We start from the raw sequence: 22984 nt of genomic DNA, 5'->3' as shown, positions 1-22984 counted from the left end.
CGTCGTTTGAAGGCCGAAGCGACGAGGCCGCGCCGTACTCAGTTGGCGGTCGCGGCGCCAATGGCGCCACCGGCCACCGCGCCGATGCCCGCGCCCCAGGCGGCGCCGGTGCCACCGCCGGCGATGCCGCCGATCACCGCACCGGTACCGGCACCGATCAGCGCGCCCGTGCCGGTGCGGCGCTGGGTGTTGGAACAGCCCGCCGCGACAAGCGCGACGACGGCGACGACAGTGAGCTTGGCGGCTACGGATTTCGACATGGGCATTCCCCCGATTGATTCCGAGGGGAGCTTAACGCCGGTCGCTCGCGCCTACAATCGCACCACAAGAGGTAACGAGACGGGGCACAACCCGGCCTTGATTACCGTGCCGAGCCCGGCTCAGCGCCAGCTGCGCACCCAGCGGCCGGGCTCATAGATCCACTGGCCACGGCGCAGCACCCAGCGCGGCCCGACGAACTCGAACCCGCGACGGTTCTCCTCCCAGTGACCCGCCGTCCACACCCAGCCCCGGCGCGGCAGCCAGGCCCAGTGGCCGGGAACCCACGTGTAGCCCCGTCGCGGCGCCGGGCGCGGCTCCCGGCGCGGGGGCGGCGGACGGTTGTTCGGCGCGGATTGCGCTTGCGCCTCGCCCTGCGATGCGATGCCGATCGGCACGGCCAACAGCGAGAGGGCGACCTTGAAAAGGGAACGGCGCGAAAGCATGGCGGTCACTCAGGTAATAATGGCGGATCGGGCGGGTCGCCTTTGCGGCAGCATCGCACCTTGGGGATGATGACCGGCGGCTTTGCGCTGCGCAAGCCGCGTCGGTGCGCTCGCGCGTTCGTGCCTGCAATTCAACGCGGGAAGGGTGTATGATGCGCGCAACCGCCGGACGGGCCAACGATCCGGCAGGCCGGGAGGTCGCCATGCATCGTTATAGCCGCCGTATCCGCCTTTTCCTCGCCGTCACTTTCTTCTCTGCTCTCGCTGTCACTGCGGCCGCCGCGCAGGAGCCGGGGGCCGACGCCAGCTGGAAATCGTTCAAGCCGGACGTGTTCGGCGAGCGGCCGATCGAGGCGGCAAGCCCGCTCGTGCGGCTCACCGCTCCCAAGCGGGCGGAGGATGCGGCCATGGTACCGATCAGCGTCGAGATCGTGCTCCCGGAAGGCGATCCGCGCACCATCTCCAAGTTGACGCTTATCGTCGACGAGAACCCCGCCCCGCTCGCCGCCACCTTCACCTTCGGCGGCAACCGCCGCGATGTCGCGCTGGGCACGCGGCTGCGGGTGAATTCCTATTCCTATGTGCGGGCCATCGCCGAAACCAGCGATGGCGGGCTCCACATGGCCGAGAGCTATGTGAAGGCGTCCGGCGGCTGCTCCGCCCCTGCCATGAAGGACGAGGAGGCGCAGCTGAAGAATCTGGGCCAGCTCAAGCTGAAATCGGTGAAGGCCGACGCGCTGGGGGACGCCAGCAAGGCGAGCCGGGTCTCGCAGCTTCAGCTGATGATCCGCCACCCCAATTATTCGGGCCTGCAGATGGACCCGCTGACCCGGGCATATATCCCGGCCAAGTTCGTCGACAATATCCGCGTGACGCAGGGCGACGAGCTGGTGTTCTCCATGCAGGGCGGCATCTCGCTGAGCGAGGACCCGGCGATCCGGGTCTCTTACGACCCCGCCGGCAAGGAGATCCATGTCGACGCCGGCGACACCGACGGGCGCAAGTTCGAGGGCGCTCTGAAGCCGGCGAGTTGAGCCATCCATGCGGTCGGGAATGCGGAGCCGCGCCGGTCCATATGGCGCGCCTCCCTCTCTCTCACTCAGTAGAAGCAGGTAACTTCCGCTTCTGCCTGCGCCCGGTGCAGATCGGCGACGATGTCGCGGAAAATGCCGGTGCTGCGGAACAACTCCGCCTGCTGGCCCGCCACCTGCCCGACGCTCATGATCGTCTCGGCTTCCTCGTACCGCTCATAGGGCAGGATGGTGGCGATGGTGTCGATCGAGCACGAGCACTTCTCCAGCGCCGTCCGTGTCTGGCCATTCGCGACCATACAGCCGAACACGTAATCGGCGCGGGCGGCGGTGGGATAATCGTTGATCAGTCCCGATTGCGGGGCCTGCGGAACCGGCTTTCGGGCGCCGGGGGTAAGGCCGGGCGACAGCATGTCCTGCGCCAGAACCCCGCCAGCGCCAAGCACCGTGAACATCAGGGCTGCGGCGGTGAAGCGGAAGGCCTTCTCCCCCCGCCGGGGGCGTGTGTTCGCCATGGTCATTCCTCCTTGGGGGCGGCCGCCTATTTCACCGCCGGGGCCACGGAGGCGCCGGTCAGCGTCAGGCTGGTCTCGATCATGTTGGCAGCGCCATCCGCCTTCGGCGTGACAACGTCGATGGAATACAACCCGCCGGGCACGGCGTCGGAGAACAGGAATTCGTAGCGACGGCCGACCAGTTCCTGCAGCTTGTCCTTGTTCGGATCCTCGGTAAAGGGACGCATGGTGAGCTTCCAGCCCTCGACCTCGCGGCCCTCGAAGGTAAGGCGCGCGGGCGTGACCGTGCCCGAGGCGAGATGCTCGCGCACCCGGTTGCGCAGATAGAACGGACTGCCCTTGCTCAGCTGCGCCAGTTCCTTCACGTCGCGCTCCAGCAGGATCAGCGCGATCGGGTTGCCGTTCATGGTTGGGAACGGCCCGGCCTCGCCTTCCTTGCCACCGCGATGGATGAGCACGTCGGCGATCCGCTTGGAAGGGTCGTCGGCGGGGGCGCCCACCTTCAATTCCAGCGTCTCGTCGAAGCCGTCGCCCAGCTTGGCCTCGGCGGTCACGTGCTTGTAGGCATAGGTCAGCGTGGTGCCCGGCTCGATCTTGGAGAGGTAGGGCTTCTCGAAGAACAATTCGGAAGCCGTTGGGCTGGCGGCCAGCGCAGCGGTCGCAAAAAGCGTCGCAACCGAAGCCGCCGCAGCGAGGGTATGGGCAAAACGCAACATGAAGTGTCTCCGTCAGCCGGTGCGATCAGGCTGGAAGTAGCGCCGGTAATCATAAATGTCGGTGCCTTCGGCATCGGCTTCGGCAAGCGCCAGCAGGTCCGCATGCAGGGGCGACAAATGGCAGGCCGGATCAGTGGCGGCGGCATCGCCGGCGATCGCCATGGCCTGGCAGCGGCAGCCCCCCCAGTCGATTTCCTTGCGCTCGCAGCTCTTGCACAGGTCGGGCATCCAGTCGGTGCCGCGAAAGGCATTGAAGGCCGGCGAATTGAGCCAGACATCGGTGAGCGAATGCTCGCGCACATTCCAGAAATCAAGGCTCGGAATGGTCTCGGCCGCGTGGCAGGGCAGAACCTTGCCGGACGGGGTGACGTTGAGCGACTGCCGGCCCCACCCATTCATGCAGGGTTTCGGGTATTTGGCGTAATAGTCCGGCACCACGGCGTCGATGGTGAGCACGCCCTTGAGCCGAATTCGCGCCTCTTCCACGACATCGAGCGCCCAGAACACCTGGTCGCGGGTCGGCATCAGCGCGCCGCGATTGCGCAGCGCCCAGCCATAATATTGCGAATGGGCGATTTCGATGCGCCGCGCGTCGAGTGCCAGCGCCAGCTCGATGAAGTCCGGGATCTGGTGGATATTGGCCCGGTGCACCACCGAATTGACGGTGAGCGGCAGGCCGAGCCTGCGCACTTCGCGCGCAACAGCCAGCTTCCTCTCATGGGCGCCGCGAAAATTCGAGACCTTGTCGGTCATCTCGGCCGTGGCGCCCTGGAAGGACAGCTGGACATGGTCGATGCCGGCGTCCGAAATCGACTGCAGTCGCTCCGGCGTGACGCCGACGCCAGCGGTGATGAGGTTGGTGTAGAGCCCGACCTCGACGCAGTGGCGGATCATCTGTTCCAGATCGCGCCGCGCCGTCGGCTCGCCGCCGGAAAGATGAACCTGTAGCACGCCGAGCTTGGCGGCCTCGGAGAAGACGCGCAGCCAGGTCTCGGTGTCGAGCTCGACATTGCGCCGGTCGAGCTCGACCGGGTTGGAGCAGTAGGGGCATTGCAGCGGGCAGCGATGCGTCAGCTCGGCCAACATGCCATAGGGGATGGGGGGCGCTGGGCGAACCGGCACCTCCACGCGGCTGCGGGGTTCCTCGATCAGGCTCATGACGCGGCATCCCCAATCACCGGCAACGTCACATCGATGAGGCCCTTTTCCGCGAGACCGGAAAGAAACGCATCGACATCGGTCGCCACCGTGGCGCGCTCCACCGTGAACGTGGCCGCCAGTTCATCGACGATGACGTCGATGGAGCGGGCGCCGTCCACCTTTTTCAGGATCTCCACCGCGACCGGGTCGGGGTTCAGCACGCGCTCGGGCGCCAAGAGCACCCACTGGCCGCGCGCCTCATCGTGACGCAACCGCACGCCACGCGCGAGCTTGGGAACGCCAGTTGCGGTAAGAGTCGCTGTCATCACCCCTCCTTCGGGACGAAAGCACCCGGATAGGCCATTTTCGGGTCGATATAGGCGAAATACAGCGCGTCGAGCTGCACCCAGAGCACGTTGCACTTGAACTCCAGCGCCCGGACCGCCTGCTCCTGCTGCTCCGGCGTCCGGGCATGCTGCTTGACATAGTCGAGCGCGAAATCCGCATCGCGCGGCGCCTGGGTCAGGCGCTTGTCGAAATAGGCCAGAGTGTCCCTTGAGACGAAATCATAGTTCTTCAGCATGCCGGCGACACGCTCGCCGATGATGCCGGGCGAAAACATCTCCGTGAGCGAGGAAGCGATGGCCTCCAGCAGGGTCTTCTCCCGCACGAAATGCACATAGGCATCCACAGCGAATTTGGTGGCCGGCAGCAGGCCGCGCAGCGAGGTCACATAATGGCGGTCGAGGCCGAGGCTGTCGGTCAGCACGAGCCAGCGGGCGATCCCGCCATCGGCCTCGTTGTCACCGTCATGGTCGATGATGCGCTGGCGCCAGACGCGGCGCAACTCGGCTTCTTCCATGCGGGCGAGGATGGCAGAATCCTTCACCGGGATCATCGCCTGATAATAATAGCGGTTCAGCGCCCACGCCTGGATCTGCCCGAAATCCAGCTTGCCGCTGTGCAGCAGCTTATGAAACGGGTGCAGGCTGTGATAGCGGCGGGTGCCGACATCACGCAGGCGCGCTTCCAGTTCTTCCGGCGACAGAAGCGTGGTCATAGGGCAATCTCCATCCCATCGTGAGCGATTTCCCATCCGGCATTATTCGCCGTTATCCGCTCTTCTGAGCCATCAACGAGCACCGGATTGGTGTTGTTGATGTGAACATAGATCTTTCGGCCGACGTTGACGTGTCTCAAGGCCTCCATCGAACCGCGCTCGCCGGACATCGACATGTGCCCCATGCGCGCGCCGGTCTTGGTGCCGACCCCGGCGCGGATCATCTCGTCGTCGCGCCACAGCGTGCCGTCGAACAACACGGCATCGGCGCCCTCAAGGCGCGCACGCAAAGGCTCGGTCATCGTCGCGCAACCGGGGATATAGAGGACACGGCGGTCGCCGGCCGTGAGTTCCACGCCGATGGTCTGCTCGCCCTCCATGTCCGTGGTGAGCGAGCCTTTTTCCGCCTGCTCGCGCGCTTCGAGATAGAGGGCGATCTTGCCGGGCACCGGAAAGATGGTGGCCCTCACCCCCGGGACCAGATCGAAAGACGAGCCGAGTTGCACCGGGCGGCGCTCAACGACATCGGGCGCCAGTACGTCAAACGCGCTGCTGCTGGCCAGCACGCCATGCACGCCGGGTGTCGCCATCAGAGTGAAGGGCTGAGCCTCACGCAGGCTCAGCAGCCCGGCCACATGGTCGATATCGGCATTGGTGAGCAGCACCGACGCCAACGGCGAATCCCGCAACCCATGGCGCGGGTGCAGCGCCGGCGTGGCTTGAAGCTGCGACAGGATTTCGGGCGCGCAATTAATCAGGGCCCAGTCCACGCCAGTGGCGCTGACGGCAATCGAAGCCTGGGTCCGCCGCTTCACGCGCGGGTCATTGTCCCAAGCAAGCGAACAAACCGCGCAACGGCAGTTCCACTGAGGGAAGCCACCGCCAGCGGCGGATCCAAGGATCACGAGTTTGAAGCGGGACGGGGACGTTTCCATCGGTGACCGATTTTACGCCATCCCGTCCCTTATTAGGCTCAGAAATCAGCCGGATAGTAGGCGTTGACTTCCATGCCGACGCAAACTTCAACAATGCGGGGAGCAGTCCAGGCCATATCGTCCTCCTCGTTTATTCAATCTCATTTTACTTCATAAGAAGTTCATAAGAGATTGAGTTGCTTTGCGGATATTACACCGCACCAGTAATGTGATGATCGTTTCGCAATCCGTCAAGAAGACCCTGTCATCTTTCCGCCTGGCGCACATAATACCACTGGACCTCCGGTGCGTTCTTTCACGGAAAGCCGTTCAGCTTTCCTCGGCTTCCAGCATGAAGCCACGGCCGCGTACCGTCATGATCAGGTGCGCCCCCTCGGGCAACGCCTCGGCGAGCTTGTGCCGGAGATACCCGACATAAACGTCGACGACGTTGAGGGAGGCGCCGCCATGCCCCGCCCAGAGCGCGGCGAAAATGTCGGCCCGCGACAGCGGCTCTCCGGGATGACGCATCAGCAGCGCGAGAAGTTCCACCTCGCGCTCGGTGAGCCGCACGCGCGTGCCCCCGAGCTGCGCTTGGCGCGTGTCGAGATCGAGCGACAATGTCCCGACTTCCAGCCGGCGCGGCTCGGTGCCGGCATTGCTGCGACGCAGCGCCTGCACCTTCACCCGGGCCAGCAATTCCTCGAAGGCGAAGGGCTTGACGATATAGTCGTCCGCCCCGGCCATCAGCCCTTCGGTGCGCTCGTTCACGCTGGAGCGGGCGGAGAGCATGAGGATGGGCGCGGTCTGTCCGCCGGCGCGGAGCGCCTTGCACACATCGACGCCGGAACGGCCGGGCAGCATGACGTCGAGGATGATCGCGCCCCAGGTCTTGCCATTGGCCACCCGCAGCGCCGCTTCGCCGTCCCCGACTAGCTCAACATCGTAGCTTTCCGAGGAGAAGCCGCGACGCAGCAGGGAGCCGATGTCGGGATCGTCCTCCACGACCAGAATGTTCATTGGGCGGCCTCCAGTGTCATTTCCGGCAAGGGGAGCGGCAGGCGCACGGTAACGCAGGTGCCGCGCCGCCGCCCGTCGTCCCCGGTGCTGCTTTCTATGTCGATGCGCCCACCATGGCGATCGACGATCCACTTCGCCAAAGCGAGGCCAATGCCGAATCCCGTGCCTTCCCGCGTGCCGGCGCTACCGCGCCAGAACCGCTGGAACACATGCGGCAGCTCGTCCGGGGGGATGCCGGTGCCGTGGTCGCGCACCTCGATCACCGCCTCGCTCCCCTCGCGCCGCGCCGCCAATCGCACGCTCTCGCCAGGCGGGGAATGGCGTACCGCATTGGCGACGAGGCCGTCAAAGGTCTGGCGCAGCCATTCATGGTCGGCATCGACGGCGAGGCTCTCGGCGCCCTCGTCCGCCTCCAGCACCAGCCCGCCGGCCCGCGCCACCGGCGCCATGCCTTCGCAGACCTCCGCGAGCAGGTCCGAAACCAGGAAGAGCGAACGGTCGAGCTCGATCTGGCCGCTCTCGGAGCGTGCGATGCGCAGCAGATCTTCCACCCGGCGGTGCAGGCGGCGGGCACGCGACTGGATGACGAGCAGCGCGGCGCGCAGGTCCTCCTCGCGCGGGCGCTGCGGGCGCAGCGTGATTTCCACTTCGCCGAGGATCACGGTCAGCGGCGTGCGCAGTTCGTGGCTGACATCGGTGAAGAAGCGCCGACGCGCCATATCGACATTTTCCAATCGCGTATTGGCGGCGCGCAATTCCGCCGTTCGGGCGTCGACAATTTCCTGCAGTTGCTTCTGCGCCGCCACGAGCCGCGCCTCGCGCCGGGCAAGGTGCACGGCCATGCGGTTGAAGCGCGCCATGGCGAGACTGAGTTCGTCGTGCCCGGTCACGTTGACCCGGGTGTCGGAGCGCCCGCGCGCAATCGCCGCCGCAGCCGCCGAGACATCGGAAACGCGATTGACCAGCGAGCGACCGAGCAGATGATAAAGCGCCACCGCCAGCAGGCAGGCCAGCGCCACGCCGATCAGCCCCCAGCGTATCGTCCGCTCGCGCAGTTCGCGGACCTGATTATAGGCATCGAGGGCGGTGGTGCGCTCTTCCTCCATGGCCTGGCTGAGCGGCGCGCCAAAGCCGGCGGCGAACACGTCCAGCGCCACCCGGGCCGCAGTTGCCGGCTCCTCCGACGCCAGCGCCCGGTCGACCTGCCGGTCCAGCACCTCGAACTGCGCCCGCAGCCGGGCAATGGTGCGGCTTCGCGCCGCCATCAGGGTGCGCTGCTCTTCCCCCACCAGGCGGCCGACATAGGCGGCGAGCGTCTCCTCCAGGCGAGCAAAAGATTCGCGCGCCCGGTCGGCAGCCAGCTTCCGGCCGGTACGCATGGGCGTGCGCTCGGCATCGGGCGGCTCATGCCCGGCCTGAAGGGCCAGCAGCGCGTAGTCGCCGATGCGGCCCGAAATGGTCGAGAGCAACTCAAGCCGGCTCTGCGCCGACACCAGCCGGTCGAGCTGGGCGCTGACCGCGCCGAGCGCGAGCACGAGCGCAAAGGTCGACGCTGCCGTAACGAGTACGGCAACGGACAGCAGCAGCGCCATGCGCGCCCTGAGCGACGAGAACAAGCCACGCCCCATGGTGTCTCACCGAATGGCGCCATCCCGAACATGATGGCGTGCCGATGATTTCACGGACGCGGCGCGCGCGCACGCTGCGGTGCAACAGAACAGAGTAAAACCGTCGGCGATCAGATCTCGCGGCCGCTGGAACCGGGCGCGGCGCAGCGCCATTTGAGAACCTTCCACTTGGGATGCGTCTCACGCCACTCGGCAATCACCGGCATGGCCCCGACCAGACACTGCACAGGCGCCGGCGGTTTCTCCAACCCAACGGACACGGCCTCTTCGCGGCATGTGCCGGGGCTGGCAATAAGGCAGATCGACAGAATGAGCTCCACTGCAAATTCCTCGTGGCGTGAGTTCGATACCGCCTCAGCGCTTCCCCGATGGCTGTCCCGATCTCATACGCCGCACGCGGCAGTTGGATCACCTTTTCATGCCGCACCGCAGCAACTTTTAGGCCGGTCAAGCTTCCGACGTCGCCGGCCGAGATGCACGCGGCCTGTGCGAGCGCCTTGTCTTCACGCCGCAGGAAGCATGCCGCATTTTTGACCCTGCCGCCATAATCCGCAACCTTAGGAGCATTATCCCTCCGCGACAAGAAACCATGGGGCAAGCGCTTGCGCGCGCGTCACACGGTTGAAGAATCCCTTGCAGATAAAGACGAAGCGGGCCTAGTCTCTCGTCGTAACGTGTCTGGTCGCGCTATCGGGCCAACCGGTTTGGTGTTCCAAACGCTGCAACAAAGATAGCCGGGACATCGGGGGACAATTCCCGTCCCTTGTCATGCAACCCCGTTCTGGGAGGAATAGATGGCCAAGATCAACAAGGTGCTCATCGGCGAGTCGCTGGTGGGTGACGGCAACGAGGTCGCCCATATCGACCTCATCATCGGACCGCGCGGCTCTGCGGCCGAAAGCGCCTTCCTGAATGCGCTGACCAACAACAAGGACGGCTTCACCTCGCTGCTCGCGGTCGTGACCCCGAACCTGCTCGCCAAGCCGAACACCATCCTGTTCAACAAGGTAACGATCAAGGACGCCCGTCAGGCCGTCCAGATGTTCGGCCCGGCTCAGTATGCGGTGGCCAAGGCCGTCGTCGACAGCGTCGCCGAAGGCGTGATCCCGGAAGACGAAGCCGACGACCTTTTCATCTCGGTCGGCGTGTTCATTCACTGGGAAGCGGCGGACGACGCCAAGATCCAGCAGTTCAACTATGAGGCCACCAAGGAAGCGCTCAAGCGCGCCGTGGACGGCCAGCCGACGGTGAAGGAAGTTCTCGCTCAGGCCGCCACGGCCAAGCACCCCTTCGCCGCTTAGATCGGAAGCAACCCTGGGCAGACAACAGCTCCGCCCGCGGCCCAGTATCCGAAGGGCCTGCTCCAGCGGTTGGCGGCGATATTCCTGAACAAGTGACGGCGGCAGCCGCTGTCACTTGTGCAACGGAGGCGGCGGGTTCCGCCCTCTCACGCCGACACAGTAGATCTGGCCCGGGGCATCACTGCTCCGGGCCTTTTTCTTTCGTACATGCGTTCTTTCTTAGGGAGCTGTCGCCGGGCTCGCACTGAGCACAGCAGGGCATCGACGTTCCGAGTAAGGTCAGCCGGGCGCCTCGGCGCCGAGCGCCCGCCGCACCGCGTCGATGCGTTCCGGGCTCGCCCGCTCTGCCGCCGTGAGCGCCAGCGGCATGTCGCGGACGATACGCACCGGCGCGCCTTCCAGCACCACGATGCGGCTCGCCAGTTCCACTGCCTCGCGCCGGTCATGGGTGACGAACAGCACGGTTGCTGGCCGCCCGGCCAGCAGGCGTCGCAGCAGGTCGCGCAGCCGTGCCGCCCCCGCCTCGTCCAGCGACACGAAAGGCTCGTCCATCAGCAGCACGTCCGGCCCGATGGCGAAGGCGCGCGCCAGCGCCACCCGCCGCTGCTGGCCGAGCGACAGGCGCTCGGGATAGGCGTCAGCCAGTTCCGCCAGGCCGACCTCTTCCAGCATCGCCCGCGCCCGGCGACGGCCCTCCTCGCCCGCCGGCAGAGGCAAGGCCACGTTGTCCAGCACGCTGCGCCAGGGCAGCAGGCGGGGGTTCTGGAAGGCATAGGCAAGGCGGGGCGCCGCGCCGGAAAAACGCACCTGCCCGCGAAAATCGGGATCGAGCCCGGCGACGATGTTGAGCAGCGTCGTCTTCCCGATACCGGATTCCCCCAGAAGGGCGACGAACTCGCCGGCACCGATATCAAGGCGGAAGCTGCGAAAAACCTCCCGCCCCGGCCCGCCAGCCTGCGCCTTGTAGCGCTTTTCCGCGATGTCGATGCCTATCCCGCTCATCGCCGCCACCTGTTGGCGCGCCGCTCCCACGGCTGGAGCAGGCCGATCTCGATCACCTGCACCACCGCCGTGAACGCCAGCGCATAGGCAAGAATGCCGGCGACATCGAACAGCTGGAACGCCGTCTGCAACTCGAAGCCGACGCCATTGGAGCGGCCCAGCAGTTCCACAACCAGCACGATCTTCCACGTCAGCGCGAGGCCGGACCGGGCGCTGGCGGCGAAGAAGGGAACCAGCTGAGGCAGCGTTACATGGCGCAGCGCGCGCAGGCGCGGCAGGCGGTAGACCTGCGCCATCTCGTCGAGATCGCGTGACAGGGCCACCGCCCCCTCGCGCATCGTTACCGCGACATTGGGAATCTTGTTGACCGCCACCGCCGTGATCGCCGCCACCTCAGTGAGACCAAACCAGACATAGCAGAGTATGATGACCACCAGCGCCGGCAGGTTCAGCAGCACCACCACCCATGGGCCAAACAATTCGTTGAGCGCCACCGAACGGCCGAGCACGATGCCGATGGCCGAGCCGAGGGTCATGGCGATGAGGAAGCTCGCCGCCACCCGCGCCAGGGTGATCGCGATGCTCTCGGGCAGCACGCCGGTCCGCGTCGCGCGGGCCATCGCCTCGAACACCTCCGGCGGGCCGGGAAGCAGGCGCGACTGAGCCCACAGCGCCGCGAACTGCCAGAGCAGCAGCAGCGCCAGCAGCGAGGCGGCGGTCAGCAGCAGGCGCTTTGGCGTCGACACGGCCTCACTCGCCGACAGGGCCGAACAGCGCCCGGTCGAAGCCGGGGGTGGGCCCGACGAGTTCCGGCCCGCCAATCTGCGCCAGCACCTCGTAGAGCTTCGCACAGGAGAGCCGCTCCGCCTCGCCGAAGCTGCCGGGAATGCCGGCGCGGTAATAGTCGCGCAGCCGGACGAACTCGGCGTCGTCAGCGGCCTGCATCAGCGGGCGAATGCGCTCCCACGCCGCGTCTTTGGTCGCCAGCACGCGGTTGGCAGCCGCTGCGGCGCGCAGGAAAGCAGCAATCGCTGCGCCCTTCTCCGCCATGACGGCGTTGCGCCAGACGAACCCGACTAGCGGCGGCACCGGCGCAATGCCGAGCCCGGTGATCATCTCGCTGACGTCCATCAGGCGAGTGAAGCCGCGCGCGTCCAGCCGGGCGGCATAGGGCCAGAAGGTCAACACCGCATCGACCCGGCCGAGCGGCAACTGCTCGCTGACCAGCGGCGGTGCGCCATAGACCGGCTCGGCCGCGCTGGCGAGGTCGACGCCGATCTTCACCTTGGAATAGGCGCGCAGCAGCAGCCAGCTCTTGTCGAGCGCCCCGCCGGCGACCCCGATCCGGCGGCCACGAAGATCGTCGAGCATCTTCACCGGGCCGTCCGCCGCCACCATCACCGCGCCGAGCGCGTTGGAAAAAGGGGCGAAGCGCATCGGCTCGCCGTCATTGGAGCGGCGCAGCGCCCACAGCCAGTCGCTGACGATGAGGTCGACATCCCCCGCCTGCAGTGCCACCGTTGTCGCCTGCCCGCCCGCGAAGTCGACACTCTCCAGCGCGAGCCCCTCGCGACGGTCGAGCCCCTCGGCGCTGATTGTCTCCACCAACCAGTTGAGCGTACCGAATTTCAGCGCGCCGACGCGAAGGCCGAGCGGCGCGTCCTGCGCACGCACCACCGGCGAAGCAAGCAGGCCGGCGGCCGTGGCAAGCACGGCACGGCGGGACAGCGCGGCGACACGGCCAGAGACTTTCATGGTGCGGCTTTCCCGGTGAGCGGCGGATCGAGCAAGCGGTTGCGTATCAGATAGGAAACGCCGCGCAGCCAGGATTCATCCGTGTTGTTGCGGATATCGGCGCTGCCGGCCCGTAGCACCTGCCCGGTGGCGACGTCGCGCACCTGGAAATTGATGTTGAGAATGAGGTTCGACACTTTCTGCACCAGCCCGATCACCTCGATCTCGGCGCCGAGCGCGCGGGCGATCCTGAGCTCGCAGCTGTTGCAGTTTCGGAACGGAGCCGCCTCCTCGATCTGCGCGGCCTGGGGGGCCAGATCGACCAGCTCATACCCGGCGTCCTTCAAACGCTTGCGCATTTCGTCGGTGATCAGGTTGAGCCGGCGCACCTCGTCCGGCTTGGGGCCGCGCAGGTCGAACTCGCTGCTGGTGTCGAGCAGCTCGAAGTCGAACACGGCCACCTTTTTCGCCGCGCGGGCCTCAGTGCCGAGCCCCGGGAGGACCCCCATCGCCATGACGGCTGTGATTGCGAGGAGAACGCTGGCGATCGCGGCTCGAATTGTCATGGCGTTTTCACCTCCGCGCCGAGATTTCTTCCCGGTCATATCAATCATATCGCCAACAAGCCTCCCTGCAACCCACAGGGAAAAGTTCCCGATTGAAATATTCGGGCGATGCTTTCATCAACATTTGACGTTACATGTTCTTATTAGTTTCTTATACTCTCAATTTTATTGAATGCTTGATTTTGTTTGCGTAGAGTTTTCCCCAAGGCACACGAGAAAAGTTCCGAGGACAATGTCCCGGACAAAGCAAGCCGCGGGATGAAAAGGCCGATGACCAGGATGGCAAGCGCCGTCGGCGCGACGCTTTTGTCGATGATGTGCGCGTCTGTACCCGCCTGGGCGCAGGATGGCGCCCCTACCTCCGCCCCGGCGGCGCCTCTGGCCGCCAAGCCGGCACCCACCATCGGTCCGGAACAGACCTTCCTCATCGGCGTGGTGCGCCAGATGCCGGAGCCGCCGCCGTGGATAGCCCCGCTGCAGATGCCGCCCGACGACCTCGGCATCGCCGGCGCCCAGCTCGGCATTCGCGACAATCTCACCAGCGGCCGCTTCCTCAAGCTCGACTACAAGCTGTCGAGCGAGATCGTCCCGACCGATGGCGACCCGCTCCCGGCCGTCGCGAAGCTGGTCGAGGCCGGCAACCGCTTCATCCTGCTGGACGTGCCGCCGGATGCGCTGGTGAAGATCGCCGACACCTATAAGGACCGCGACATCATCTTCATCAATGTCGGCGCCACCGACGACCGGCTGCGCCAGCAGGACTGCCGCGCCAATGTGTTCCACATCGCCCCGAGCCGCTCGATGCTGACCGACGCGCTCGCCCAGTTTCTCGTCACCAAGCGCTGGCAGAACTGGTTCCTGATGGTCGGGCGCACCGACAATGACAAGCTCTATGCCGAGGCGGTGCGGCGTTCGGCCAAGAAGTTCGGGGCCAAGATCGTCGCCGAAAAGACGTGGGATTACGGCCCGGACGCGCGCGCCACGGCGCAGTCGGAAGTGCCGCGCGGCACCCAGGTCGGCGACTACGACATGCTGTTGGTCGCCGACGAACTCGGCGAGTTCGGCGACATCCTGCCCTACAACACTTGGCTCGCGCGACCGATTGCCGGCACGCAGGGCCTGATGGCGCTGTCCTGGCACCCGACCATGGAGAACTGGGGTGCCTCCCAGTTGCAAAGCCGCTTCTTCAAGCAGTCCAAGCGGATGATGCAGCCGCTCGATTTCCAGATGTGGCAGGGCGCCTTCTCCATCGGCTCGGCCAGCCTCAAGACGCGCAACAGCGACCCCGCCAAGGTGAAGGCGCAGATGCTGTCGCCCGATTACGACCTGCCGGTGTTCAAGGGCGTCGCCGCCACCTTCCGCGACTGGGACCAGCAACTGCGCCAGCCGATTTTGCTGACCCACGCCACCAATACGGTCACGCTCTCGCCGCAGAGCGGCTTCCTGCACCAGAGCTCGCCGCTCGACACACTTGGCTTCGATCGTCCCGAGTCTCTCTGCAAGCTCAAATAAAATCAAACGATTGCCTGGAGGAAACGATGAAACGACAGATTCTGCTGTCCACGAGCATGTTCACCCTTGCGGGTCTCATGCTGGTCGATGCACTGCCGGCGGCGGCCAGCCCGCGCGCCTTCGTGACGAATGAACGCGACCACACGATGAGCGTCGTCGACATGGAGACGCTGAAGGTCATCGACACCATCAAGACCGGGCGTCGCCCGCGCGGCATCATCGCCAGCCCGGATGGCAAGCTGATCTATGTGTGCGCCTCCGATGACAATCGCGTCGAGGTCTATGACGCCGCCACGCTGAAGCTGGTGAAGACCTTGCGCTCGGGCCCCGACCCGGAACTGTTCGTGCTGCATCCCTCGGGCAACCCGCTCTACATCGCCAACGAAGACGACAACATGGTCACGGTGGTAAATGTCGAGAACAACGAACTGATCGCCGAGATCCCGGTCGGCGTCGAGCCGGAAGGCATGGGCATCAGCCCCGACGGCAAGTACATGGTCAACACGTCAGAGACGACCAACATGGCGCATGTGGTCGACACCTCGAACAATGAGATCATCGAGAACATCCTCGTTGATTCCCGTCCGCGCATTGCCGAATTCTCGAAGGACGGCAAGCAGCTCTGGGTGTCGGCGGAGGTCGGCGGCACGGTGGCGGTGGTCGACCCCTCCAACTGGCAGATCATCAAGAAGATCGACTTCAAGATCCCGGGCGTGGCGGACGACGCCATTCAGCCGGTCGGCGTGCGGATCACCAAGGACGGCTCGAAGGCCTTCGTCGCCCTCGGCCCGGCCAACCGCGTCGCCGTCGTCAACGCCAAGACGCTTGAGGTCGAGGATTATCTGCTCGTCGGCCAACGCGTCTGGCAGCTCGGCTTCACGCCGGACGAGAAGTTCCTGATTTCGACCAACGGCAATTCCAACGACATCTCGGTCATCGATGTCGAAAGCCAGAAGGTCACGAAATCCCTCACCGTCGGTCGCGCGCCCTGGGGCGTGGTCGTGGTGCCGTAGCCGCAAAAAATCAATCAAACAGCCCATTCGGAGGAAACACCATGAAGACCCGCCTGATCCTTGCCGCCACCGCCGCGACCCTCGCGCTTACCGGCCTCGCCTATGCCAAGGGCGACCTCACCCTCAAGCCCGTGGAGCTGGAGGAACTGACCGTCGGCACCGGCAATTCCGGCTTCGGCGTCTCGCAGACGAAGTACGAGATGGAGACCGGCAAGTCCTACACGCTCACCATCAAGTCCACCGGCAAGAAGGAATGTGCCTGGCAGTCGCCGGGCCTGTTCCAGAACATCTTCCTGCGCAAGGTCGAGGCCGGCGGCATGGAGATCAAGGCCATCCACCTCACCGAGCTTGAGTTCGAGGAAGAGGGTGAGGCTGAAATGTTCTTCGTGCCGATCAAGCCCGGCACCTTCGCGTGGTACTGCAAGGGCATGGAAGAGCGCGGCATGAAGGGCGAATTCATCGTCAAGTGAGTGCGCGTCCTCGCTGACTTCTACTCCTCGTAAACACTGTCCCCGGTTCATCCCGGGGACTTTTCTTCTCTCGGCCCGGGAGACGCCATGACGGCCCAGTCTCGCGACATCGCTGCGCCGCAGGCTCCCGATGCCGGTGTGCCGGCACTGGACGTGCGCAGCGTCACCCACACTTTCGGCGCCCGCAAGGCGCTGGACGATGTAAGCCTCGACGTCCCCGCTGGCAGCTTCACCGCGCTTCTCGGCCCGAATGGCGCCGGCAAGACCACGCTGTTCTCGCTGATCACCCGCCTTTACGAAAATCGCAGCGGCGCCATCCATGTGCTGGGCTTCGATGTCCGCCGCCAGCCGGCCGCCGCGCTGAGCCGGCTGGGCGTGGTGTTCCAGGCCCGCACGCTGGATCTCGAACTCTCCGTGCTCGACAATCTGCTCTACCATGCGACGCTGCATGGCGTCGGCTTTGGTGCCGGGCGCCGGCGGGCGATGGAACTGCTGGAGCAGGACGGGCTTGCCGAGCGCGCCCGCGACCGGGTTCGCAACCTTTCCGGCGGCCAGATGCGGCGGGTGGAGATTGTCCGCGCGCTCATGCACCGCCCCCGCCTCCTCCTGCTCGACGAGCCCACCGTGGGACTGGACATCGCCTCCCGCGCCGCGCTGGTGGCCCAGGTCCGGTCTCTGGTCGCCACCGAGGGCATCGGCGTGCTGTGGGCGACCCACATCATCGAGGAGATCGGTCCCGGTGACCGGGTTGTGGTGCTGCATCGTGGACGGGTCCGCGCCAATGGCACCTATGAGGGGATGCTGGCGCAGACCGGCGGCGAGGACCTCTCGGCGGCCTTCCTGCACCTTGTCGACGATACCGGGGAAGCGGCGGCATGAGCGACCCTTCCCCGCCCCGTTCCGCCCGGTTCCGCCTGCCGCTGGCGGGCTATCTCATCGTCCTCGCCGGCATCTGCTGGCGGGAAGGGCTGCGCTTCCTCAACCAGCGCGGCCGCTTCCTGTCGGCGCTGGTGCGCCCGCTGGTATGGCTGTTCATCTTCGCCGCCGGTTTTCGTTCCGTGCTCGGCGTCTCGATCATTCCGCCCTACGAGACCTATGTGCTCTACGAGGTCTATGTAACGCCGGGGCTGGTGGCGATGATCCAGCTTTTCAACGGCCTGCAATCCTCGCTGTCCATGGTCTACGACCGCGAGGTTGGGGCCATGCGCATCCTGCTGGTGAGCCCCTATCCGCGCTGGTATTTGCTGGTCTGCAAGCTCATCGCCGGCATCTGCGTCTCGCTGCTGCAGGTCTACGCCTTTCTCGCCGTTGCCTGGTTTTGGGACGTGGAGCTGCCGCCCATCGGCTATTTCGCCGTCATACCGGCGCTTCTGCTCACCGGGCTGATGCTCGGCGCCATGGGGCTGCTAATGTCCTCGCTCTTCCGGCAGATGGAGAACTTCGCCAGCGTGATGAACTTCGTGATCTTCCCGATGTTCTTCGCCTCGTCGGCGCTCTATCCGCTCTGGCGGATACAGGAGAGCAGCCTGGCGCTGTGGTGGATCTGCACGTTCAATCCGTTCACCTATGCCGTGGAACTGATCCGCTTCGCCCTCTACGGCCAGTTTACCCCCCTGCCGGCGCTGGTCGTGGCCGGCTGCGCAGTGGTGTTCCTCGCGGCCTCGATACTGGCGTATGATCCCTCAGCCGGCGTGATGGCCCGTCGTGGCGGGCCAGACAATGCCAAATGAATCCGCAGCGCCGGCCATTTCGAAACGGAAGCCGCAGAGCTTCCGGACAAAATCTCGAGGAAAACCCATGCCCACATTCCCCTCTTCCCTGCGCTTGGTCTACCTGACCGTTCCCGTGCTCTTGCTCGCCGGTGTCGCGCCCAGTTTCGCGGCAGCACCCGCAGGCGGGCTCTGGCCATGCATTCAGCGCAAAGTGCCCGAACTGGCGGCCGGACAGATGTGGTCCGGCCCACCGATCGAAAATCTGAAATGGCAGGACGATCGGCAGGTCGCCGATCTGGTGCCGGTGCTGGCGGCCCAGCGCACGTCGGTCGACGAGGCGACAAAGCAGATCGACGCCTTCGCCGTCACGCTCGGCGCCGATGGCAAGCAGCGGCTCACCTTGCTGTTCGCCGGCCTGTTCGAGCAGATCAACGCGCGCCGCAGCCGGATCATGAACGGCATTGAACGCTACTCGCAGCACCAGATCGAACTCTCCAAGCGGATCAAGGAAGAGAGCCTGGCCGTTGCCAAGGCCAAGAAGGCCGCTGGAGCCGAACTGGACAATGCCAAGGCGCTGGAGTTGGAGCGGCAGTTGCTCTGGGACACCCGAATCTACGACGCCCGCCAACAGTCCATGACAGCCGTGTGCGAAAGCCCGGTGCTGCTGGAACAGCGCATCTTCAGCCTCGCGCGCGTCATCCAGGAAAAGATGCAGTGACCCGACGCGCCCCGGCCTTTCGGTCGGGGCCCACCCCCTGCCGGAGCGGGCTCGCGCCCGAAGGGCATGCGCGAAAGCCGCAACACGGATAGCGGCGCTCAGGGCGCAGGCTGGCCCTGTTCAAGCGGCAGGCCGCTCCTCGCCCAGCCATCGCTGCCGGCGGGGTACCAGGCGATATTGGTATAGCCATAGTGCTCGATCGCGCGCTTGGCGGCGTTCCAGCTCATCCAGCAATCGGTCTGGCAGTAGATGACCAGCGGTGCGGCCCGGTTGCCCCCGGCCAACGCCTCCAGGCGGGTGCGAAAATAGGCATCGGTCTCGGCAGTGAGGGCACCGTAGCCGACATTGGGCAGCCACACGCTGCCCGGCAGGTGATCGCGCCGCTTGTCTCGCCAGAGCGTGCCGGGGGGAAGATTGGCCGGCTTCACGTCGCGCGGCATCACGTCGACGAAAACCGCCGTCTTGGCCCGCCAGAGCTGCTCGGCTTCGGCGGTGTCGATCACCCGCGCGCCCTTGAGCGTCGCCGGCGTCGGTGCCCGGTATTCTTCCATGCGGTAGCCCGCCGGCTCGGGCACGGCTTCCTCGCCCCGGCCGTTGGTCGGGGCAAAGGCGTAGAGAACGGCGGCCAGCCCGGCGATGCCCAGCCAAGCCAGGCGACGGAGCGAGGGATCGGGCCGAGAGTGTTTCACCGCCGCCTCCCGCGGGCTCAGGGCGCCGCGTCGATCGGGCGGTTCTGACCGTCGAGCAGCGGCACGCCATAGTCGAGCAGGATGCGGTCGATCGCCCCCTGATTGTCCTTGATGAAGGCGTTGAGCTGGTGCTTCCAGTTCAGTTCGCCCGGGCGGATGCCGAAGGTGATGCGGTAGACCAGCGACGGGTCGCCCTTCTCCTTCACCAGCGGCATGACCGAGAGCGGTATTTGCGACTTCTTGGCGTAGTAGCCGCCAATCGGCCCCCACAATATGCCGGCGTCGATTTCGCCATCATCGATATCGGCAATCATCGCCTCGGCGGGGCTTTCGAATCGGCGGTCCACCATCAGCGCATAGGGGCGCGCCATCGGCATGAGGCCATTGCGGGTGAGCAGGTCGCCGGGCGGCGTGCCGGCAATGACGCCGATCCGACGCCCCTTCAGGCGGGGATCCTCCAGCGTGTCGATGCCGGCGAGGTCGCTGTCCTTCTTGGCAACCAGTACCCAGGCCGAGCGGTAATAGGCATTGGTGTTCAGCACGGGATCGCCGCCCGCGACGTAGCCCATCACCACGTCGCAGCGCTTGGCACCGAGCGTCATGCGATAGAAACCCGTGGCCTGGGGAAACCACGTGTAATCCAATGCCAAGCCCAGCTTCTGCGCCATCAGTTCGGCGATCTTGTTCTCGAAGCCCTGCCCCTCCTCGTCGGTGAAGGGCATGTTGGCGGGGTCGGCACAGACGCGCAGCGTCGAGCGATCGACCAGATCCGCCACCTGGGCCGAGGCCGGGATGGAAAGGGCGGCAAGGGTGACGAGCGTCGCGAGTGCCGCGACGCCCCTCCCCCTCATGCGCGCCGAGCGATCGGTGTTTCCCGGCTGCGCCATGATCGCCATGGCGTCAGCTCGGCCGTCCGAAGCACTGGTTTTCATTTGCGGTGTACGCCTTGGTCTTGTCCTCGCGCTTGTTGGGACGCTCGCGGCCGAGAGCGCCATCGGCGCGGGCCTTTAGATAGATGTAGATGTCGTCGAGATAGCACATGACGTTCTTGTTCTCGCCGAAGGCCGGCATGACTTGGTCGGCCGTGCCGACACCGATATTCTGCTTGCCGTTGACCACGATCTCCATGAACTCGGGGTAGGTCATGGTCTTCAGCGAAGTGGCCAGCGCGGGCGCGTAGCTGGAGCCCATGCCGTCGGGGCCGTGGCAGACATGGCACTCGGCGTGGTAGCGGCGATAACCGGAATAGGTGTACCAGTCGAGCGTGCCGTCGGGCTGGATGTTGTAGATCGGATCGCCATCCGCCGTCGTGTACTTGCCGAGTTCGTCCTTTTCCTTCTCGACGGGTGCCGGCGTTGCCGCCGCTGCTGGGGCCGGCTGCTGGGCGTGAACCGGGGCGGAAAAGGACAGGGCGGCGGCCAGGATCAGCGCCGACGCACCGGCAAACGCCGGCAGCATGTCGGTAACAAACCATCCGCGAACGGAATTCTTCATGAAGCAGTCTCCTTAAGGCGCCGCATGGGGGCGTATCTGGCGTAGGGGCGGGCGTCGCGCTGGACACCGCTCGACAGCTCAGAATTCTTCTAAGAGTCTCATAAACGAGCGGGCCCCGAGACGTCGGGGCCCGACGCACCGGATGATCCGGCGGCCGGGCCCCTTTTTCGTCTCGGAAAAGGCGGGCGCTCCGTGGAGGCCCGCCGTTCCCCGGCTCAGTTCGGCAGTGCGAACACCGTGAGCTGGCCACCGAGATTGGTGTAGTTGGACAAGGCGGCATAACCACCCACCGCACCGAGACCGGCGTTCGGGTCGGTCAGGCCGGCCGCAAGGCCGATGCCCGCCCAGCCACCGACACCCGACAGGATGGCGATGTACTGCTTGCCCTTGTGCTCATAGGTGGTGACGTTGCCGATGATGCCCGACGGGGTCTTGAACTTGTAGAGTTCCTTGCCCGTCTTGGAATCCACGGCCTTCAGGTAGCCTTCGAGGGTGCCGTAGAACACGATGTCGCCGGCGGTGGCGAGAGCACCCGACCACACCGAGAAGGGCTCGGGGAGCGACCAGACGATCTTGCCCTTGGTGTTGTCCCAGGCGATGAAGTTACCCATGCCGCCATGGCTGCCCGGGGCGGGATACATCGACAAGGTGGCGCCGACATAGGGCTGGCCCGCCGTGTAGCTGACGCGGAACGGCTCGTAGTCCATGCAGACGTGGTTGGTGGGCACGTAGAACAGGTTGGTCTTGGGCGAGAAGGCCGCCGGCTGCTGGTCCTTGGTACCGAGAGCCGCCGGGCAGATGCCCTTGGTGTTCACGTCCTCGCCCTGCTGGGCCGTCGAATACTTGGAGACGACCAGCGGACGACCATAGGTCGCACTGCTCTTGTCCATGTCGATCTTGGTAGCCCAGTTCACCACCGGATCGAACTTCTCGGCGACGAGCAGTTCGCCCGTCACGCGGTCCAGCGTATAGCCGAAGCCGTTTCGGTCGAAATGGGTCAGCAACTTGCGCGGCTTGCCGTCGAACTGCTGATCCGTGAGGATCATCTCGTTGACGCCATCGAAGTCCCATTCGTCGTGGGGGGTCATCTGGTAGACCCACTTGGTCATGCCGGTGTCGGCATCACGCGCGAATATGGTCATCGACCACTTGTTGTCGCCGGGGCGCTGCGAGGGGTTCCAGGTCGAGGGGTTGCCCGAGCCGTAATAGACGAGGTTGGTCTCGGGGTCGTAGGAATACCAGCCCCAGGTGCAACCGCCGCCGATCTTCCACTGATCGCCTTCCCAGCTCTTCAGCGAGGAGTCCTTGCCGATCGGCTTGCCGAGCGCGGTGGTCTTCTCGGGGTCGACGATCATCTCATCGTCCGGGCCCAGCGAATAGCCGCGCCAGACCTGCTTGCCGGTGGCGGTGTCGTAAGCGGTGACGTGGCAGCGCACGCCGAACTCGCCGCCCGAAATACCGACGATGACCTTGTCCTTCACCGGCAGAACGGTGGCGGTGTTGGTCTCGCCCTTTTTCGGGTCGCCGTTCACCACCGACCACTTCTTCTCGCCGGTCTTGGCGTCGAGCGCGACCAGGGTGGTATCAGCCTGGTGCAGGTAGACCATGCCGTTGGAATAAGCGAGACCGCGATTCACCGTATCGCAGCACATCACAGGAATGACGTTCGGGTCCTGCTTGGGCTCGTACTTCCACATGATCCGCCCATCGTTGTTCAGATCGAGGGCGTAGACGATGTTCGGGAACGGCGTGTGGACGTACATCACGTCGCCGATGATGAGCGGACCGCCCTCATGACCACGGAGGACGCCCGTCGAGAAGGTCCAGGCCACCTGGATCTTGCCGACATTGCCGGCGTTGATCTGGTCGAGCTTGGAATAGCGGGTGTTGGCGTAGTCGCCGGTCTGGATGCCCCATTGCTTGGGATCCTTGATGATGCTGACCAGCCCATCATTGGCCATGGCGGGCCAAGCATAGACTGCAGCAGCACCCAGCAGTGCTGTCGCAAGAAACTTGCGCATGCTTATTCTCCTCGTGAACGATCC

General features: G+C 65.3%; 28 protein-coding genes. 8 read left to right on the top strand and 20 right to left on the bottom strand.

Going from position 1 to position 22984, the window contains the following annotated elements; translation table 11 throughout:
- Positions 1 to 38 precede the first annotated feature (38 nt).
- Together EV667_RS08395 and EV667_RS08390 are read right to left on the bottom strand one after the other, a co-directional pair.
- The gene (locus EV667_RS08395) at positions 39 to 260 is read right to left on the bottom strand and encodes a YMGG-like glycine zipper-containing protein (RefSeq protein ID WP_131834783.1); all 222 of its coding nucleotides are present in this window, start codon (positions 258 to 260) and stop codon (positions 39 to 41) included.
- Positions 261 to 380: 120 nt separating this feature from the next.
- Positions 381 to 704 (bottom strand): YXWGXW repeat-containing protein, encoded by a 324-nt coding sequence (locus tag EV667_RS08390; RefSeq protein ID WP_131834782.1) that lies wholly within the window; start codon positions 702 to 704, stop codon positions 381 to 383.
- A gap of 203 nt (positions 705 to 907) precedes the next feature.
- Here EV667_RS08390 and EV667_RS08385 point away from each other — a divergent pair, with 203 nt between their 5' ends.
- Positions 908 to 1738, top strand: coding sequence for a quinoprotein dehydrogenase-associated SoxYZ-like carrier (locus EV667_RS08385; protein ID WP_131834781.1), 831 nt, complete (start codon positions 908 to 910; stop codon positions 1736 to 1738).
- A 65-nt stretch (positions 1739 to 1803) separates the two neighbouring features.
- Here the strand turns inward: EV667_RS08385 and EV667_RS08380 are convergent, their stop codons facing one another.
- The 10 genes from EV667_RS08380 to EV667_RS08335 form a co-directional block, all read right to left on the bottom strand.
- On the bottom strand, positions 1804 to 2148 hold the full coding sequence (locus tag EV667_RS08380) for a hypothetical protein (protein ID WP_425359022.1): 345 nt from the start codon (positions 2146 to 2148) through the stop codon (positions 1804 to 1806).
- Between the two features lie 128 nt (positions 2149 to 2276).
- Positions 2277 to 2966: a hypothetical protein gene (locus tag EV667_RS08375; RefSeq protein ID WP_131834779.1), complete on the bottom strand. Its 690-nt coding sequence runs from the start codon at positions 2964 to 2966 to the stop codon at positions 2277 to 2279.
- 12 nt (positions 2967 to 2978) lie between these two features.
- Positions 2979 to 4124, bottom strand: coding sequence for a pyrroloquinoline quinone biosynthesis protein PqqE (gene pqqE, locus EV667_RS08370; RefSeq protein WP_131834778.1), 1146 nt, complete (start codon positions 4122 to 4124; stop codon positions 2979 to 2981).
- Positions 4121 to 4432 carry a pyrroloquinoline quinone biosynthesis peptide chaperone PqqD gene (gene pqqD, locus EV667_RS08365; protein WP_131834777.1) on the bottom strand — a complete coding sequence of 104 codons (312 nt, stop codon included), beginning with the start codon at positions 4430 to 4432 and terminating at the stop codon, positions 4121 to 4123. Before pqqD ends, pqqE begins: the two co-directional genes overlap by 4 nt.
- The gene (gene pqqC, locus EV667_RS08360) at positions 4432 to 5166 is read right to left on the bottom strand and encodes a pyrroloquinoline-quinone synthase PqqC (protein ID WP_131834776.1); all 735 of its coding nucleotides are present in this window, start codon (positions 5164 to 5166) and stop codon (positions 4432 to 4434) included. Before pqqC ends, pqqD begins: the two co-directional genes overlap by 1 nt.
- Positions 5163 to 6101, bottom strand: coding sequence for a pyrroloquinoline quinone biosynthesis protein PqqB (gene pqqB / locus EV667_RS08355; protein WP_131834775.1), 939 nt, complete (start codon positions 6099 to 6101; stop codon positions 5163 to 5165). Before pqqB ends, pqqC begins: the two co-directional genes overlap by 4 nt.
- A 38-nt stretch (positions 6102 to 6139) precedes the next feature.
- A complete protein-coding gene (pqqA, locus tag EV667_RS08350; RefSeq protein WP_081620376.1) occupies positions 6140 to 6217 on the bottom strand; it encodes a pyrroloquinoline quinone precursor peptide PqqA in 78 nt (25 codons plus the stop codon).
- 193 nt (positions 6218 to 6410) lie between these two features.
- On the bottom strand, positions 6411 to 7100 hold the full coding sequence (locus tag EV667_RS08345; protein ID WP_131834774.1) for a response regulator transcription factor: 690 nt from the start codon (positions 7098 to 7100) through the stop codon (positions 6411 to 6413).
- A complete protein-coding gene (locus tag EV667_RS08340) occupies positions 7097 to 8728 on the bottom strand; it encodes a sensor histidine kinase (protein ID WP_131834773.1) in 1632 nt (543 codons plus the stop codon). Before EV667_RS08340 ends, EV667_RS08345 begins: the two co-directional genes overlap by 4 nt.
- A gap of 110 nt (positions 8729 to 8838) precedes the next feature.
- The gene (locus tag EV667_RS08335) at positions 8839 to 9048 is read right to left on the bottom strand and encodes a hypothetical protein (RefSeq protein WP_131834772.1); all 210 of its coding nucleotides are present in this window, start codon (positions 9046 to 9048) and stop codon (positions 8839 to 8841) included.
- A 474-nt stretch (positions 9049 to 9522) separates the two neighbouring features.
- Here EV667_RS08335 and fae point away from each other — a divergent pair, with 474 nt between their 5' ends.
- Positions 9523 to 10029, top strand: coding sequence for a formaldehyde-activating enzyme (gene fae / locus EV667_RS08330; RefSeq protein ID WP_131834771.1), 507 nt, complete (start codon positions 9523 to 9525; stop codon positions 10027 to 10029).
- A 279-nt stretch (positions 10030 to 10308) separates the two neighbouring features.
- On the opposite strand, the gene EV667_RS08325 is transcribed toward fae, so the two are convergent.
- The 4 genes from EV667_RS08325 to EV667_RS08310 are packed head-to-tail and all read right to left on the bottom strand — an operon-like array spanning position 10309 to position 13379.
- The gene (locus tag EV667_RS08325) at positions 10309 to 11031 is read right to left on the bottom strand and encodes an ABC transporter ATP-binding protein (protein WP_245516035.1); all 723 of its coding nucleotides are present in this window, start codon (positions 11029 to 11031) and stop codon (positions 10309 to 10311) included.
- Positions 11028 to 11777, bottom strand: a complete 750-nt coding sequence (locus EV667_RS08320; protein WP_131834769.1) for an ABC transporter permease — start codon at positions 11775 to 11777, stop codon at positions 11028 to 11030. Before EV667_RS08320 ends, EV667_RS08325 begins: the two co-directional genes overlap by 4 nt.
- Positions 11778 to 11781: 4 nt before the next feature.
- On the bottom strand, positions 11782 to 12786 hold the full coding sequence (locus EV667_RS08315; protein WP_131834768.1) for an ABC transporter substrate-binding protein: 1005 nt from the start codon (positions 12784 to 12786) through the stop codon (positions 11782 to 11784).
- Positions 12783 to 13379 carry a DUF3280 domain-containing protein gene (locus EV667_RS08310; RefSeq protein WP_245516034.1) on the bottom strand — a complete coding sequence of 199 codons (597 nt, stop codon included), beginning with the start codon at positions 13377 to 13379 and terminating at the stop codon, positions 12783 to 12785. The genes EV667_RS08315 and EV667_RS08310 overlap by 4 nt, the downstream gene beginning before the upstream one ends.
- 222 nt (positions 13380 to 13601) lie before the next feature.
- Between EV667_RS08310 and EV667_RS08305 the strand changes: the two genes are divergently transcribed.
- The 6 genes from EV667_RS08305 (at position 13602) to EV667_RS08280 (ending at position 18756) form a co-directional block, all read left to right on the top strand.
- The gene (locus EV667_RS08305) at positions 13602 to 14843 is read left to right on the top strand and encodes an ABC transporter substrate-binding protein (RefSeq protein WP_131834767.1); all 1242 of its coding nucleotides are present in this window, start codon (positions 13602 to 13604) and stop codon (positions 14841 to 14843) included.
- Positions 14844 to 14869: 26 nt separating this feature from the next.
- Positions 14870 to 15856 carry a PQQ-dependent catabolism-associated beta-propeller protein gene (locus EV667_RS08300; protein ID WP_131834766.1) on the top strand — a complete coding sequence of 329 codons (987 nt, stop codon included), beginning with the start codon at positions 14870 to 14872 and terminating at the stop codon, positions 15854 to 15856.
- 41 nt (positions 15857 to 15897) lie between these two features.
- Positions 15898 to 16326: a cupredoxin domain-containing protein gene (locus EV667_RS08295; RefSeq protein ID WP_131834765.1), complete on the top strand. Its 429-nt coding sequence runs from the start codon at positions 15898 to 15900 to the stop codon at positions 16324 to 16326.
- Positions 16327 to 16413: 87 nt separating this feature from the next.
- Positions 16414 to 17205, top strand: a complete 792-nt coding sequence (locus EV667_RS08290; protein ID WP_131834764.1) for an ABC transporter ATP-binding protein — start codon at positions 16414 to 16416, stop codon at positions 17203 to 17205.
- Positions 17202 to 18056, top strand: a complete 855-nt coding sequence (locus tag EV667_RS08285) for an ABC transporter permease (protein ID WP_207907689.1) — start codon at positions 17202 to 17204, stop codon at positions 18054 to 18056. The genes EV667_RS08290 and EV667_RS08285 overlap by 4 nt, the downstream gene beginning before the upstream one ends.
- A gap of 67 nt (positions 18057 to 18123) precedes the next feature.
- Complete coding sequence (locus EV667_RS08280) at positions 18124 to 18756, top strand: hypothetical protein (protein ID WP_131834763.1); 633 nt, start codon at positions 18124 to 18126, stop codon at positions 18754 to 18756.
- 98 nt (positions 18757 to 18854) lie between these two features.
- Here the strand turns inward: EV667_RS08280 and EV667_RS08275 are convergent, their stop codons facing one another.
- The 4 genes from EV667_RS08275 to xoxF5 all read right to left on the bottom strand — a co-directional run bounded on the left by EV667_RS08275 (position 18855) and on the right by xoxF5 (position 22900).
- Positions 18855 to 19445, bottom strand: coding sequence for a PQQ-dependent catabolism-associated CXXCW motif protein (locus tag EV667_RS08275; protein WP_131834762.1), 591 nt, complete (start codon positions 19443 to 19445; stop codon positions 18855 to 18857).
- A 17-nt stretch (positions 19446 to 19462) separates the two neighbouring features.
- A complete protein-coding gene (locus tag EV667_RS08270) occupies positions 19463 to 20341 on the bottom strand; it encodes a substrate-binding domain-containing protein (RefSeq protein WP_131834761.1) in 879 nt (292 codons plus the stop codon).
- A 4-nt stretch (positions 20342 to 20345) separates the two neighbouring features.
- Positions 20346 to 20939: a c-type cytochrome, methanol metabolism-related gene (locus tag EV667_RS08265; protein ID WP_131834760.1), complete on the bottom strand. Its 594-nt coding sequence runs from the start codon at positions 20937 to 20939 to the stop codon at positions 20346 to 20348.
- Between the two features lie 215 nt (positions 20940 to 21154).
- Positions 21155 to 22900 carry a lanthanide-dependent methanol dehydrogenase XoxF5 gene (gene xoxF5, locus EV667_RS08260; protein ID WP_425359021.1) on the bottom strand — a complete coding sequence of 582 codons (1746 nt, stop codon included), beginning with the start codon at positions 22898 to 22900 and terminating at the stop codon, positions 21155 to 21157.
- Between the last annotated feature and the right edge of the window lie 84 nt (positions 22901 to 22984).

The organism is Ancylobacter aquaticus (assembly GCF_004339465.1).
Classification (GTDB): Bacteria; Pseudomonadota; Alphaproteobacteria; order Rhizobiales; family Xanthobacteraceae; genus Ancylobacter; species Ancylobacter aquaticus.
The sequence above is the reverse complement of the archived record's forward strand: the minus strand, read 5'-3'. Positions and strand labels throughout refer to the sequence as shown.